At 42.7% G+C, this 14220-nt stretch carries 16 protein-coding genes and 1 riboswitch; of the genes, 6 read left to right on the top strand and 10 right to left on the bottom strand.

Annotated features, from left to right (window positions below; genetic code table 11):
- Positions 1-45 precede the first annotated feature (45 nt).
- Positions 46-804 (top strand): hypothetical protein, encoded by a 759-nt coding sequence (locus AC1XUE_RS12515; protein WP_483356314.1) that lies wholly within the window; start codon positions 46-48, stop codon positions 802-804.
- An 11-nt stretch (positions 805-815) separates the two neighbouring features.
- On the opposite strand, the gene AC1XUE_RS12510 is transcribed toward AC1XUE_RS12515, so the two are convergent.
- From AC1XUE_RS12510 to thiS, 9 genes are all read right to left on the bottom strand, one after another.
- Positions 816-1286, bottom strand: a complete 471-nt coding sequence (locus AC1XUE_RS12510) for an NADH-quinone oxidoreductase subunit A (RefSeq protein ID WP_483356313.1) — start codon at positions 1284-1286, stop codon at positions 816-818.
- 60 nt (positions 1287-1346) lie between these two features.
- A complete protein-coding gene (locus tag AC1XUE_RS12505) occupies positions 1347-2240 on the bottom strand; it encodes a sulfite exporter TauE/SafE family protein (protein ID WP_483356312.1) in 894 nt (297 codons plus the stop codon).
- A gap of 249 nt (positions 2241-2489) precedes the next feature.
- The gene (locus AC1XUE_RS12500; protein ID WP_483356311.1) at positions 2490-3527 is read right to left on the bottom strand and encodes a ThiF family adenylyltransferase; all 1038 of its coding nucleotides are present in this window, start codon (positions 3525-3527) and stop codon (positions 2490-2492) included.
- 64 nt (positions 3528-3591) lie between these two features.
- Positions 3592-4707: a 2-iminoacetate synthase ThiH gene (gene thiH, locus AC1XUE_RS12495; RefSeq protein WP_483356310.1), complete on the bottom strand. Its 1116-nt coding sequence runs from the start codon at positions 4705-4707 to the stop codon at positions 3592-3594.
- On the bottom strand, positions 4700-5464 hold the full coding sequence (locus tag AC1XUE_RS12490; RefSeq protein ID WP_483356309.1) for a HisA/HisF-related TIM barrel protein: 765 nt from the start codon (positions 5462-5464) through the stop codon (positions 4700-4702). Before AC1XUE_RS12490 ends, thiH begins: the two co-directional genes overlap by 8 nt.
- Entirely contained in the window at positions 5458-6099 is a 642-nt protein-coding gene (locus AC1XUE_RS12485) for a thiamine phosphate synthase (RefSeq protein WP_483356308.1), read from the bottom strand. Before AC1XUE_RS12485 ends, AC1XUE_RS12490 begins: the two co-directional genes overlap by 7 nt.
- 32 nt (positions 6100-6131) lie before the next feature.
- The gene (locus AC1XUE_RS12480) at positions 6132-6734 is read right to left on the bottom strand and encodes a thiamine phosphate synthase (protein ID WP_483356307.1); all 603 of its coding nucleotides are present in this window, start codon (positions 6732-6734) and stop codon (positions 6132-6134) included.
- Positions 6734-8617 carry a phosphomethylpyrimidine synthase ThiC gene (gene thiC / locus AC1XUE_RS12475; protein ID WP_483356306.1) on the bottom strand — a complete coding sequence of 628 codons (1884 nt, stop codon included), beginning with the start codon at positions 8615-8617 and terminating at the stop codon, positions 6734-6736. The genes AC1XUE_RS12480 and thiC overlap by 1 nt, the downstream gene beginning before the upstream one ends.
- An 81-nt stretch (positions 8618-8698) precedes the next feature.
- A complete protein-coding gene (gene thiS, locus AC1XUE_RS12470) occupies positions 8699-8902 on the bottom strand; it encodes a sulfur carrier protein ThiS (protein ID WP_483356305.1) in 204 nt (67 codons plus the stop codon).
- Positions 8903-8972: 70 nt separating this feature from the next.
- Positions 8973-9068: riboswitch (TPP riboswitch) on the bottom strand.
- Positions 9069-9205: 137 nt separating this feature from the next.
- Here thiS and AC1XUE_RS12465 point away from each other — a divergent pair.
- Both AC1XUE_RS12465 and AC1XUE_RS12460 read left to right on the top strand, forming a co-directional pair.
- On the top strand, positions 9206-9709 hold the full coding sequence (locus tag AC1XUE_RS12465; RefSeq protein WP_483356304.1) for a GNAT family N-acetyltransferase: 504 nt from the start codon (positions 9206-9208) through the stop codon (positions 9707-9709).
- A 147-nt stretch (positions 9710-9856) separates the two neighbouring features.
- Positions 9857-10039, top strand: a complete 183-nt coding sequence (locus tag AC1XUE_RS12460; protein WP_483356303.1) for a hypothetical protein — start codon at positions 9857-9859, stop codon at positions 10037-10039.
- A 107-nt stretch (positions 10040-10146) separates the two neighbouring features.
- Here AC1XUE_RS12460 and AC1XUE_RS12455 read toward each other — a convergent pair whose 3' ends face one another.
- Complete coding sequence (locus AC1XUE_RS12455) at positions 10147-10911, bottom strand: carbohydrate-binding family 9-like protein (RefSeq protein ID WP_483356302.1); 765 nt, start codon at positions 10909-10911, stop codon at positions 10147-10149.
- A 236-nt stretch (positions 10912-11147) separates the two neighbouring features.
- On the opposite strand from AC1XUE_RS12455, the gene AC1XUE_RS12450 reads away from it, so the two are divergent.
- From AC1XUE_RS12450 to AC1XUE_RS12440, 3 genes are all read left to right on the top strand, one after another.
- Complete coding sequence (locus AC1XUE_RS12450) at positions 11148-12680, top strand: MFS transporter (RefSeq protein WP_483356301.1); 1533 nt, start codon at positions 11148-11150, stop codon at positions 12678-12680.
- A 19-nt stretch (positions 12681-12699) separates the two neighbouring features.
- Positions 12700-12954: a DUF6814 family protein gene (locus AC1XUE_RS12445; RefSeq protein ID WP_483356300.1), complete on the top strand. Its 255-nt coding sequence runs from the start codon at positions 12700-12702 to the stop codon at positions 12952-12954.
- Between the two features lie 81 nt (positions 12955-13035).
- Complete coding sequence (locus AC1XUE_RS12440) at positions 13036-14220, top strand: acetyl-CoA C-acyltransferase (RefSeq protein ID WP_483356299.1); 1185 nt, start codon at positions 13036-13038, stop codon at positions 14218-14220.

Genomic DNA, 14220 nt, shown 5'->3' with positions numbered 1-14220 from the left:
TTGTTGCATAAACTCATCATTCACTATATAATACTAACAAAACCTATGAAAAATAAATTACTTGCAGGCCTGACATTGCTGGTTACGCATATCGGAGTTCAGGCGCAGGAAGTTGCGGACTCGACTCGCTCAAAGACCTATACCAGTGGATTTGCCATATATGGTGAGGTAGGGGTATTGCCTAATAAAAGTTTCAGTGGAATCCGTGACAAGATGAGGGAGCTGAATATCAGACCTTTTGAGTCTTTAATGACATCTATTGTTTTGGCAAAGCGTAGAGAGACCGATAAGTTCTATATGGAACATAGGTTGATACTTGCCAACAGCACTAAGTACAATAGAGACAAGGATATGCCAAGAAGCATGTTCAGAGGTATAGGCATAGGTGTGGACGCAAGTCCTAAATTTGTCAATACCGAAAGATGGAATGTATTGGTTCCACTGGGATGGGATTTAATGCTATATCAACTCAGGATTAAAAACGATCAGTCCGCCAGTCTTTTACAAGTCATACAGAATCCGGGTGACTTCAAATCTATGAAGCTTTACAACGGTAGCCTGAATCTGCATGGAGGCGTAGGGGTAGATTATAAAATGAATTTTCTTCCTAAGATCCACGATAAAGTATATATCAGCGCAAAGGCCACTTATCATCTACCTGTGCTGCGCAGAGGAATGTGGAGAGGGGACGATGTGACAATTAATGATCTGCCTTCTTTCAGAGCTAATCAGCTATATGCTCAGCTTGGTCTGGTGTTTTTTCCGAAAGGCAGCCAAAAGGTTTGGAGAGGTATGCACAGGTAATATTTCCTGAATTATCTGCTTTTATACTTCTCGTTGATGTTTTTATAAAGGTCTGTAGGTACCGGAGATTTAATTTCCGGTATCAACGGATTAGGTCTTACCCAGTCCAGATATCCTTTTCCCCAGGCGTAGGCAAGACCAAGTACAAGAATTCCAACAAAAACGGTCATCTCAGCCATTGCAAACCATGCCCACTGGCCGTTTGTTTGTTCAATGAGCGTTTCGTTTCCAAACACAATGGCCCAGGGGAAAAGAAAAATGAGCTCAATCTCGAAGAGAACAAAGATCAGCGCGATTACATAAAATCTGACGTTGAATCGGATATTGGCATTTCCCATCGGTTCCTCACCGGATTCATAGGTGCTAAGCTTCTCTTCATTCGGACGATGCGGCCGGAGGAATTTAGCTATAGTCAGCATGAGACCAATCAAAACAATACCTGCAATGATGAAAAGTAAGATGTAGCCGAAATCAGAAGTCATAGATGGGAAACAGATTTGAGCAAATCTACTGATTTTGACGCAACGCCCAAAATGGACTGTCTACAATACGCCGGTACTTTTTAGAATTGTGCGAAGGCTTAGGAAAATAACAAGGCAACCGACAATTAGCATAAGTGGTTTACGCTTGATTTTTCCTACAACCAAGGCTCCGAATGGTGCAGCAATTACACCCCCCACAATAAGTCCGAGTACAACTTGCCAGCTGTTTACACCATGAAATATGAGAAATGTAATTCCGCTGGCGAACGTAATAGCAAATTCCGCAGCATTCACCGAGCCGATCGTATAACGCGGGTCACGACCTTGTCCAAGCAGTGTGGAGGTTACAATAGGTCCCCAGCCACCACCGCCTATCGAATCCAAAAAACCTCCGGATGCTGCAAGCAGACCAAGTCGTTTAGTCTTATTCTTTACATGATTTTTCTGAATGGCCTTTCGGATAATAATTAATCCTAATACCAACATATAGAATGCAATAAATGGCTTAATAAATTCACCATCAATAACGCCGGATAGTAAATAGGCACCCACTACAGCTCCTAAAACGCCAGGAATAAGCAGACTTTTAAATAATTTTTTATTGATATTTTTAAAACGAAAATGTGATATCGCAGAGGCGCCTGTTGTAAACATCTCCGCCACGTGTACGCTTGCACTGCTGACTGCGGGAGTTACACCGAGGCTCAATAAAAATGAAGTACACGTTACACCATAAGCCATTCCAAGTGCGCCGTCGACGAGTTGAGCTCCCAATCCTACCAACAGATACAACGCAAAGTCGCTTTGAATAAAAGACTGAATACTTTCCTGATCAATGGATACAGTTCCGTTTGTAAACAGCAAAATAACAGCAGTTAAAGCCAGAATACTTATTGGAAGAATGACCCAGATGTTAAGTGAAGGTAGTTTCAGTGATAGGACTTTTTGCAACATTGATAGTTTTGTTTGTTGTATGCTAAATATCAAGTGGATGCAAAACTACTAAAACCATCTAATCTACCAAACTTATAGAGTTATTATTTGAATAATATTTTTGAACGGTCAGGGTATTTTCCAGCTAACCTGTTATCTACTCCGATAGTTTTCCTGAGCAATCCGAACTGTGATGATAGCAGGATCGGAAATGCACAAGCAATGAAACTTAGTTAAATTATTACTTTAACTGAACTAATGAAATTGGTGTTACTCTTCTTTCATCCAGTAAATATCTCCTTCGAAATTTCTTCCTGCTAACAGTTTCACAGCCATTTTACTACGTGCACCACTGCGGCAATAAAAAATGATTGTTTTTTCGTTTGGCAAATCCGTTATTTTTTCCGGTAGATCAGGTAAGGGAATGTTGATGCCAGATACAAAGTCTTCGTCATACTCATATTCCTCGCGCACATCTACAAACAAAAGTTGGTCAGGATTTGCTGACAAAAGTGCGTTGTAGGTTGAGAAGACTATCTGTTTTGAATCAGATAAGGAGACTGGATCAGATTGATTGATTCTCTCAAAAGTATCAGGAACACTTTTACTAAAAGAAAAAATATCAGTGCGATTGTTGATCGTATTGATGATAAGTAGTTTACCAGATAGTGTTTCACCGATGTCACAGATAATCTTCACTACTTCGTTGGCCATATAGGTGCCGATGATACCAGGTAATATACCAAGCACACCTGCAATCTCACAATTATCACCTTCCTCTGCCTCAGGAAACAGGCATCTGTAGGTAGGTCCTCCCTTGTGATTAAAGACAGAAACCTGTCCCTCAAATCTGAGAATAGATCCGAATACAAGTGGCTTGCCTTCTTTCACGCAAACATCATTGGCCAAATACCTTGTCGGGAAATTATCGGAACCGTCTACAATTACATCATATCCGGAAATGATTTCAGATGCGTTTTGCTTACTGAGTCGGACCGGAATAGCGGTCAGTTTCACAAACGGATTCATCACCGATAGTTTTTCTACCGCTGTTAATGCTTTGTTTTTGCCAATATCAGCCGGAGAATATAGAATCTGCCGATGCAGATTGGTAAGATCGATAGTATCGTCATCTACAACTCCGATTATGCCAACTCCTGCCGCAGTAAGGTATTGAAGCAAAGGGCAACCCAAGCCACCTGCTCCTATGACAAGTACCTTTGCATGTTTAAGTTTTTGCTGCCCTTCCAGCCCCATTTCGGGAAGTGTGATCTGACGGATGTATCGTTTTCTTTCTAATGGTTCCATTTTTCCAGTGGTTAGTTACCGGGCCTATCTATTTCTTTACGATAATTGCCAATCACCCGCTAATTCAGAACTGCATCACTCTATCCCAGTCCTTCCAGACGGGTTCGTAACCTTTCGATTTAATCATATTGGCAATCAATTCAGGGCTACGTTCATCCGATATCTCGAATTGCTCCAATGATTCCGGCTCCACCGCGTAGCCTCCGGGGTTCGTTTTTGATCCGGCGCTGATGGAAGTAATTCCTAGTTGCACACAGTGATCTCTAAAATTTTCGGATTCTCTGGTCGATAAAGAAAGTTCAATGTCTTCATTGAATAAACGATAAGCACAAATCAGTTGCACCAGTTCCCTGTCACTCATTTCTACCTTAGGCTCCAATCCTCCTGAAAAGGGCCGCAGGCGTGGAAAAGAAAGGCTATAGCGTATTTGCCAATATGTTTTTTCCAGATATTGCAGATGTAACGCAGTAAAAAAACTATCAGTTCGCCAGTCTTCCAGTCCAATTAAAACCCCAAGGCCCATTTTATGAATACCTGCCTGGCCTAATCTGTCAGGTGTCTCCAGTCGGTAATTAAAATTAGCTTTTTTGCCCTTAGGGTGATGTTTTCTGTAGTCTTCTTTATGATAGGTCTCCTGATACACCAGCACTGACGTAAGTCCCAGGGGAATTAACTCTGTATACTCCTCTGTATCCAGAGGTTGCACCTCCATGGAAATATGTGCAAAATGGGGGCGAATCAGTTTGAGTACTTTTTTGAAATATTCCACATGTACAGTCTGATTGGCTTCACCTGTTACCAGCAATACATGATCATAACCAAGGTCTTTTATTACGTGGACCTCTTTGAGAATTTCCTCTTCGGTCAGCGTTTTTCTTCGCACTTTATTATCAAGACTGAATCCGCAATACGTGCAGATGTTGGTACACTCATTTGATAGATATAGCGGAATGTAAAGCTGAATGATTTTCCCGAATCGCTTCTGTGTTAGCTGGCGGCTGAGCTGTGCCATCGGTTCCAGGTAAGCTGCCGCTGCGGGAGAGATCAATGCTTTAAAATCTTCCAGTGTGCGTTTATTTGTTTCCAGGGCACGCTGCACATCTGATCCGGTTTTCGAATAGATGCTGTTTTTTACAGTGTCCCAGTCATGGGTTTCAAATACATCTTTAAAGCTATTCATCCAAAAAAGCGGTTAGTGGGCTACTGGCTATTGCATAATGACCCTGTCCGGCTAATCGGGATTCAAATGCCATTCTGCCGGCTTCAACGGCCATACGAAATGCTTTTGCCATCTGAACTGGATCTCCGGCTACTGCGATAGCTGTGTTCACAAGAATAGCATCCGCACCTATTTCCATTGCCTTCGCCGCATCCGAGGGAGATCCTATGCCAGCATCAACCACCACCGGAATATTACTTTGTTCAATAATGATTTCCAGGAAATCAATGGTTTTTAACCCCTTGTTGCTTCCGATAGGAGAGCCCAATGGCATTACAGCAGAAGCGCCTGCATTTTCAAGTCTTTTGCAAAGAACGGGGTCAGCATGGATATAGGGGAGGATGATGAATCCGAGCTTTGCGAGCTCTTCTGTAGCTAACAATGTATCAATCGGATCCGGCATCAGGTATTTAGGGTCCGGATGAATTTCCAGTTTGAGCCAATTCGTTTCCAATGCTTCCCGCGCCAATTGGGCTGCAAAAACTGCTTCCTTTGCTGTCCGGACACCGGACGTATTAGGTAACAGATTGACACCTGGGTGTTTAAGGTGTATTAAAATGTCGTCCTCGGCTCTGTTCATATCTACACGGCGTAATGCCACGGTCACCAATTCCGAACCGGAAGCAATCAGCGACTCACGCATTAATTCGGAAGAACTGAATTTTCCAGTACCCGTAAACAGGCGGGAAGAAAATGCTTTATCTGCTATTTTTAACATAGTGCTTTTTGAATTTTTGAAATAAGTTGTTCAGGATTTTCAGCCTGAACTATTAAGCTCGAAACAGCAATGCCATGCACTCCAACTGATACCAGACCATTTATATCATGATCTGTAATACCTCCGATAGCAATTATGGGAATCTGCTTGTTTTGTCTAGCTTGATTTGTCATGATTGCGCGGTATCCGTCCAAACCCAGGAAAGGGCTTAGAATCTGCTTGGTACTGGTATACCGGTATGGTCCCAGTCCGATGTAATCTGCACCTTCTTCTATGCGGTTGCGTACATCTTTTGCAGTGTTGGCCGTTCCGCCGATGATGATATTTGAACCTGTGATTTTTCGGGCTTCGGAAATTGTCATGTCTTGTAGGCCAAGATGTAAACCGTAGGCATTTACCTCTCTTGCTACTGTCGGAAAATCGTTGATAACTAATTTCGCATCATACTTATCACATAGGTTTTTTGCCTGATGAGCAATTTCGCAAACATACTTTTCTGGTTGGTCTTTAATGCGAAGCTGAATCCATGTACATCCTGCGTCCAATGCAATTTGGATGCATTCCAGATGACTAAGTTCGTCGGTTTGATTAGATATGAATTGTAGCTTGTCAATCATGTCATTAATATTTTGCATAGGCATGAGCTTTTCTGCCAGTATTATTCTTTTTAAGAGTTAATGGCAGAAGCCAGCGATGTAAAAACTTCAATGGCTTTTGAGGGCTCCTGCCATAAAATTCCCAAAATAGCTGCACCATCTAAATTCATGTCCTTTACCTGTTGTTGATTGGAAATAGTAATCCCTCCGAGGCCAACTACCGGAACTGTTTTATATTTCTTTTCCAGATAAAAGTCTTTGGCAAGCAAACTTTTATACCCCGACTTTGAAATGCTGTCAAATACCGGCCCGAAAAAGGTGTAGCTGAAGTAAGGGTTCAAATTTACCATTTCTTCCAAATCGTGAACCGAGGTACTCAAACAGTAGCCCCGCATTTTCAGATTTTTCAATTCGTTTTCATTCGTCTTTCTTCTGATTGATTCAGTAAAGTGCAACCTGAAAATTTTAAATTCTGAAACCACTTGATGATGTTGGTGAACAGCAATCCTGCTGATGAATTCTTCGTCGATCTCATCAAGCAGGACCCTTAACTGATCCAGGGTACATTCCGGTTTTCTGATGTGGATATATTCCAGTCCCGCCCTGAAAAGTCCGTTGATGATACGGGCTTCGTGAGGGATAAAATCGGGACTGGATATGGCCAATAGTTTCATTACAGATATATTTCACTTCCCTTGTCGGCGAACTCGAGCGCTTTCTTTTGCATACCTTCCTGCAATACATCCTGCTCCATCAGGCCGTTTTCTTCAGCATAATTGCGTACATCCTGCGTAATTTTCATCGAACAGAAATTGGGTCCGCACATCGAACAGAAATGAGCTACTTTGGCACCTTCAGCAGGCAATGTTTCGTCATGAAATTCCCTTGCAGTGTCAGGATCCAGAGCCAGATTAAACTGATCTTCCCACCGGAATTCAAATCGGGCTTTGCTAAGTGCATTATCACGATATTGTGCTCCCGGATGTCCTTTCGCAAGATCGGCAGCGTGTGCAGCAATCTTATAAGTGATTACCCCATCTTTCACATCCTTTTTATTTGGTAATCCCAAGTGTTCCTTGGGAGTGACATAACATAACATAGCCGTTCCAAACCAGCCGATCATTGCCGCGCCGATTGCAGAAGTGATGTGATCGTATCCGGGCGCGATATCCATAGTCAATGGTCCGAGTGTATAGAACGGTGCTTCATGGCAATGCTTCAGCTGCTTATCCATGTTCTCTTTAATCATATGCATGGGTACGTGTCCCGGACCTTCAATAATGGTTTGCACATCATGCTTCCACGCAATTTTCGTCAGTTCGCCAAGGGTTTCCAGTTCGGAAAACTGTGCTGCGTCATTCGCATCTGCAATGGAACCCGGCCTTAAACCGTCACCAAGTGAAAATGCTACATCATGAGCTTTCATGATCTCACATATATCTTCAAAATGCGTGTAAAGGAAGTTCTCCTTGTGATGGGCAAGGCACCATTTGGCCATAATAGAACCACCGCGGGAAACGATGCCGGTGACACGCCGGGCTGTCAGCGGAATATACCTCAAAAGTACTCCGGCGTGTATCGTGAAGTAATCGACACCTTGTTCAGCCTGCTCGATAAGGGTATCTCTGAATAATTCCCAGGTTAGATCCTCTGCTTTGCCATTCACTTTTTCCAGTGCCTGGTAAATGGGAACTGTACCAATGGGAACAGGGGAATTGCGGATAATCCACTCACGGGTTTCATGTATGTTTTTACCTGTTGAAAGGTCCATAATTGTATCGGCTCCCCAGCGACACGCCCATACAGCTTTTTCAACTTCTTCTTCAATGCTCGAAGTAACAGCAGAATTACCTATGTTCGCATTAATCTTAACCAGAAAATTTCGCCCAATAATCATGGGCTCACTTTCGGGATGATTGATATTGGAAGGAATTACAGCTCTGCCGGATGCGACCTCTTCGCGTACAAACTCAGGTGTAATCCATGTTTTTGGAGTGTTCGCTCCAAAACTTTGACCGGTATGTTGATGCGCCAGAAAGCGGTCTTTCTTATCGAGCCTCTCGATTTGCTCAGCAATTCGTTGGTTCTCCCGTATGGCAATGTACTCCATTTCTGCAGTGATTATGCCCTGTTTTGCATAATGAAGCTGAGATACATTTTGTCCCGATTTTGCACGGAGCGGTTTGTTGTTGCAGGCGAATCGTAAGGAATCCAGACTTGGCTCCAGCTGCCTTTGCCTGCCATAGTCGGAGGATATCGTATCCAATTGTTCCACATCACCACGGTCCATAATCCATGACTTTCTTAACGGACTGAGACCTTTTCGTACGTCAATAGCAATGTTTTGGTCTGTATAAGGACCACTCGTGTCATAAACAGTAACTGGTAAATTGACATCTGTGATACCTGTTTTGCCGTGTATGCGTGTATCAGACAGTGTGATCTCCCGCATCGCAACTTCGATGTTGTGAATGGTTCCCTTTACATAAATTTTCTTTGAAGCCGGAAACGGGGTACGGGTGATTACATTTTCACCTGGTGTTTTTTCAATTTTCATGTATATGTGCTGTTTGGCCGGTCGTGTCGGCAATGGTGGGATGAATCTTAACTCGGATGTTTTGGAATGCAAAGCCGGCGTTTAGCCGCCTTGTGTGGCTCTGATTAAAGTGACTTTGTCGTCGGGCAGAAGGATGTGTTTTTCCCACTGTGACTTAGGAATGATGCTCTGATTGATTGCTACGGCTATCCCCTTTCCGGGATTAGAAAATAGAGAAGTCAGTAGCTTTTGCACCGTCACATTTTCTGAGATTTCCGTAAGTTGCTGATTGATGCTGATTTCCATTCTGAATAACGTTTTGTAAATAAAACTTCAGGAATGGACCTCGCGAAAGATTCATATAGATACCAATGAATGGTTATCTCCGACTTTTCCCTATCGGCAGTACTAACTGCATCAGGTTCAAAGGGTATTATCTCAGTCCGCATATGGGACACCCCTAAAGTTTCGACAAAGCTATTGGAAAAATTGAGGAATGAAAAATAAATGTTATAAAGTTCCTGCATGGACAGGTCGAATAATTTGACTTTTAGTATTTTGGGCTAACTTTGAATTTTAACACTACGCAAACAACAGTATATTGTTTTAATGGATCTGATCATACGAAATGCTTCTCCGAAAGACCTCCCTGTCATTCTTGACATCATCAACCAGGCGATTCTAACCACCACAGCCATCTACGACTACGAGACCAGGACGCTGGAGGAGCAAACAGCCTGGTTCGAGAAAATGATTGAGGACGGAATGCCCGTAATTGTTGCCGAGCATGACAAAAAAGTGATAGGATACGGTTCGTATAATATTTTCAAACCCAAAATAGGTTATAGATTTAGTGTCGAGCACTCCATATACCTGGATGAGAAATCACGAGGTCTGGGTGTTGGCGGCAGGTTATTGAAAAGTCTTATACAGCGGGCCGGCGAATCAGGCATTCACACGATGATTGGTGTTATTGATGCATCTAACAGAGGCAGCATTGAGTTTCATAAAAAATTCGGATTCATAGAAAAAGGGTATCTGCGTGAGGTGGGTTTTAAATTTGATCAGTGGCTGGATGCAGTTTTTATGCAACTGATATTGCAGGAGGATTGATATAAAGTATATACGGTGTCAGGAATGAAACAGCAGCGGGCTGTTTGTCTACGATTTTTAGCAAAATGACAGTTAACCACCGCTGGAATGATTATTTGATTTGGTCAGATGTAATGTATTAGTAATCATAACCAAACAACAATCATTATGGCACGTCAACGAGGAGAACCAGCAATATTGGAAAGAAGTAAGGCAATTGGAGAGGCACCTGTTTTTCCGGATATACCTACTAACACGCAACCGACCAGGAAGCCAGCCGATGATCCTGATCTCACCAGAAAAAGTGAAGATGAGGTTGAAAAAGAAGAAAAAGCAAATGGTTTGGATTAGGATCTGATACTTCCTGATTCAAATATAGATACTGAAGAAAGTCCTTGGGTTTTACAACTTGAGGACTTTTTTAGTATAGGCCATTTTGAATCGGATTGAGTTCATGGCTACTCAAATAATAAGGTTCCAAACTTTTGATATTCGTGAAAGCTGCCATTCGTTCTTTTCCAGGAATAATAGGCGGGTTCCTGATCATAATCAATACGATAAAAATTCCCTCTCCATATAGTACCAGATACTGGAATTTGTGGAACGATTGGACTCATCAGAGAAAAAGGTATAAAAAATTCGGCTTTCCAACCTTCCACCGCTGCCATACTCTTTTTCAAACTTCCCTGAACACTCGTGGCATGTCTTACCTTCATATCGCCGGTATAATTCCATGGTTTCCAGCCTTGCATTCCTCCTTTCAGATTAGGCACAAGGATCACCAACTCATGATCTAGCGGAGATATTTCATATTCAAGATAGATGGGAACGGAAGTGTCGGGCCACAGAAAAACTTCTACGACATCTTCCTTATACAAGGCTCCAAAGTCCTCCTGAATCGTGGAGGTAAGTCTTTGATCTTCACAGTCGAACAGGAAATACATGCCTTTCTCTGAATAAAGAACTTTGATACGTGATATGTACTGTCTGCCAGGTTGTTTTTGTTGGGAGTTGTTCTGAATGATTATAGGAAGCCATTGTGTAGTCTGCCAGTTTGAGGAGGATCCCTTGCCGTCTACATCAAAATCAGTCGTTTTTTTTACGATCAAAGATGAGTCTGGCGATATTGGTTGGGCTATCGTACGTACATGCCCGATAGTCAGAGATAGTATGAGTGTTAGAATCAGGTTTTTGCCCATGATGTTGGATTTAAGAGCAATCAAGTTGTACAGGTTTTTAGATATTACCAAACCTGACTACAAAACATCAGCGGAGGTGCATGAAATAGTGTTTTGCCAGGCATCATATACAACCAAAACATGAAAATACAGGTTTTTGCAAAACCACATGAGTAACGTCGTGCAGATTGTTACTTTCGTAGAAATTAGTTTAATATTCCTTGTTACACTGGTTTGGTAGTAACACTGAATCACCCGCTACTTTATCCTGATTTTTACCCATGAGTTCTAAGAACGACAACGTTACACAGAGTATCACGCAGGTAATCGCTGCCTCATCACTGGGAACACTTATTGAATGGTATGATTTCTACATTTTCGGAAGTCTTGCGGTGATCATCGGACAACAACTTTTCCCAAGTGACGCCGGTGCTTCAGCTCTAATAAACACCCTAGCTATATTTGCTGCGGGTTTCATTGTCCGGCCGTTTGGTGCCCTGGTTTTTGGTCGCCTCGGAGATCTGATAGGACGGAAATATACATTTCTGCTTACCCTCGTGCTTATGGGCGGATCTACATTTCTGATCGGTCTTATTCCTTCTTACGAAACCATAGGTTATGCTGCACCAATATTAGTGCTTATTCTAAGATTGGTGCAGGGGCTGGCGCTCGGCGGAGAGTATGGCGGTGCTGCTACCTATGTGGCTGAACATGCTCCCGTTGGCAGACGTGGCTTTTTCACCAGTTGGATACAAACTACTGCGACATTGGGGCTGTTTCTTTCCCTTGGTATTATCGTGGTCACAAAGAATCTCATTGGTGCCGATCAGTTTGCTGACTGGGGATGGAGAATCCCGTTCTTATTGTCTATTCTTCTGGTTGGTGTTTCGATATACATCAGAATGAAAATGCATGAATCACCTGTTTTTACAAAACTTAAAGCAGAAGGAAAGGTCTCTGCAAATCCATTGAAAGAAAGTTTTCAGAAGAAGGCTAATTTCAAAATGGTACTGCTTGCCTTGTTTGGAGCTACGATGGGGCAGGGGGTGATCTGGTATACCGGTCAGTTTTATGCGCAGTCATTTTTGGAAAATACATGTAAGCTGGATTTTAATGAATCCCGATACATACTTCTATGGGCAATTGCGCTGGCTACGCCATTTTTTGTCGTTTTCGGATCCTGGAGTGATAACGTAGGTCGTAAATGGATTATGCTGACTGGTATGCTGCTTGGTGTATTTTTCTACAGGCCTATATACCAGTATTTTCTGGATGCGACAGACGTGAAAGCCATGGCGCAATCTCAGCTCAATACCACCTCCGAGCCTGTGGTTAAGCAAACGATGATCAACGAAGACAAAGACTCACTAATTACCAGTACGGTGCGTAAAACTTTGGACAATGGTATGGCTTTCAGTGAAATCAATACCAGAATGGTACCGGATGATGTATTGCTACCCATTGAAGATAAATCTGTGGTCGCTGATGTAACCCTTTCATCGGCTACGTATATCATTTTTATAGCATTGGTTTTCTTTCAGATACTGCTTGTGACGATGGTTTATGGGCCGATAGCTGCATTTCTGGTGGAATTGTTTCCTACACAGATCCGGTATACCTCCATGTCGCTGCCGTATCATATCGGTAACGGCGTTTTTGGTGGATTGGTACCGTTTATTGCTACGCTGGTTGCTTCTTATCCGGGTTCTACACCGTTGTCTGGTTTGTGGTACCCTATAGGAATTGCTGCATTATCCTTTGTCATAGGAGCAGTATACATCAATAACAAAGGTGATGAAGATGTAATGGACTAACATAATAAAAACATTGAATATGAACATATTGAAAAGAATACTTGGGGCTGTTTGGATATTGCTCGGGCCGGCTATAATTGTGTTTTTAATCTTTCAGGCCATAGAAAAAATCGCCGAAGCAGATTTAGGAATTGACCGTATGAATACCTCCTTACAATGGGGAATTATCATCCTGATCTTTATCCCGATTTGTGCTGGCCTTGTTATTTTTGGATTTTATAGTTTTAAAGGTGAATATAATAAGCTTCCATCAAGCTCAGATGAATTGAAATGAGTTTTCTGAACAGGAATCTGTCATGACAAGGTGTTACTTTCAGAATAGTTTCTATTTTTGAGTATCATCAAATCAGAAACCATGAAGGAAGACGTATTTATCGTGTCGGCATGTCGTACACCTATCGGAAGTTTTGGCGGAAGTTTGTCGGGTATTCATGCAGCTCAACTTGGTGCTGCGGCAATTAAAGGAGCATTCTCTAAGACACAGCTTGACGTTGACGTGGTAGATGAACTATACATGGGCAATGTCATATCAGCCAACCTTGGACAAGCTCCGGCACGGCAGGCAGCTATTTATGCCGGTTTAAAACCGGAAGTAATATGCACAACGGTCAACAAGGTTTGTGCTTCAGGAATGAAAGCGGTTACGCTTGCCGCACAATCTATTCAACTCGGGGATGCATCTGTAATCGTTGCAGGTGGGATGGAGAATATGTCGCAAATACCTTATTACCTTCCCAAGGCGCGTTACGGACAGGCTTATGGTCACGGCGAAGTGCTGGATGGGTTGGTCAAAGATGGATTGACTGATGTATACGATCAGGTGGGGATGGGTGTTTGTGGTGACAATACGGCCAGTAAATATAATATCACACGCGAACAACAGGATGCTTTCGCCATCCAATCTTATCAGCGAAGTGCTTTTGCTACCGAGAAGGGCTTTTTCAAAGATGAAATAACAGCGGTAGAAATACCTGGCATAAAAGGTGCGGAAAGTACTTACATCACCGAAGACGAGGAATACAAGCGGGTCAAATTCGAGAAAATTCCGTTTTTAAAACCCGTGTTCTCCAAAGACGGTACAGTTACAGCTGCGAATGCTTCCACTATCAATGACGGGGCTGCAGCGCTGATTTTGGCTTCTGCTGAAGTTGTGCAATCTCAAAACCTGAAACCTGTTGCACGTATTGTGGCTTATGCCGATGCGGAACAGGAACCTGCGTGGTTTACAACAACACCGATGCTTGCCACACAAAAGGTATTAAAAAAGGCTGGACTGTCTTTGGCAGATATCGATTACTTTGAAATAAATGAGGCCTTCGCCGTTGTTGCACTCGCTTATATTTCTGAGCTGAATCTGGATCAGAAAAAAGTTAATATTTATGGTGGTGCAGTTTCTTTAGGTCATCCGCTTGGAGCTTCCGGAGCAAGGATCATCAGTACGCTGTTGTCTGTGTTGCAACAGAAGAGCGGCCGATATGGCCTTGCATCGATTTGTAACGGTGGAGGAGGAGCCTCAGCGATTATTATTGAAAAATTATAA

The sequence above is a fragment of the Dyadobacter sp. HNCC25DJ187 genome (assembly GCF_056895255.1).
The sequence above is the reverse complement of the archived record's forward strand: the minus strand, read 5'-3'. Positions and strand labels throughout refer to the sequence as shown.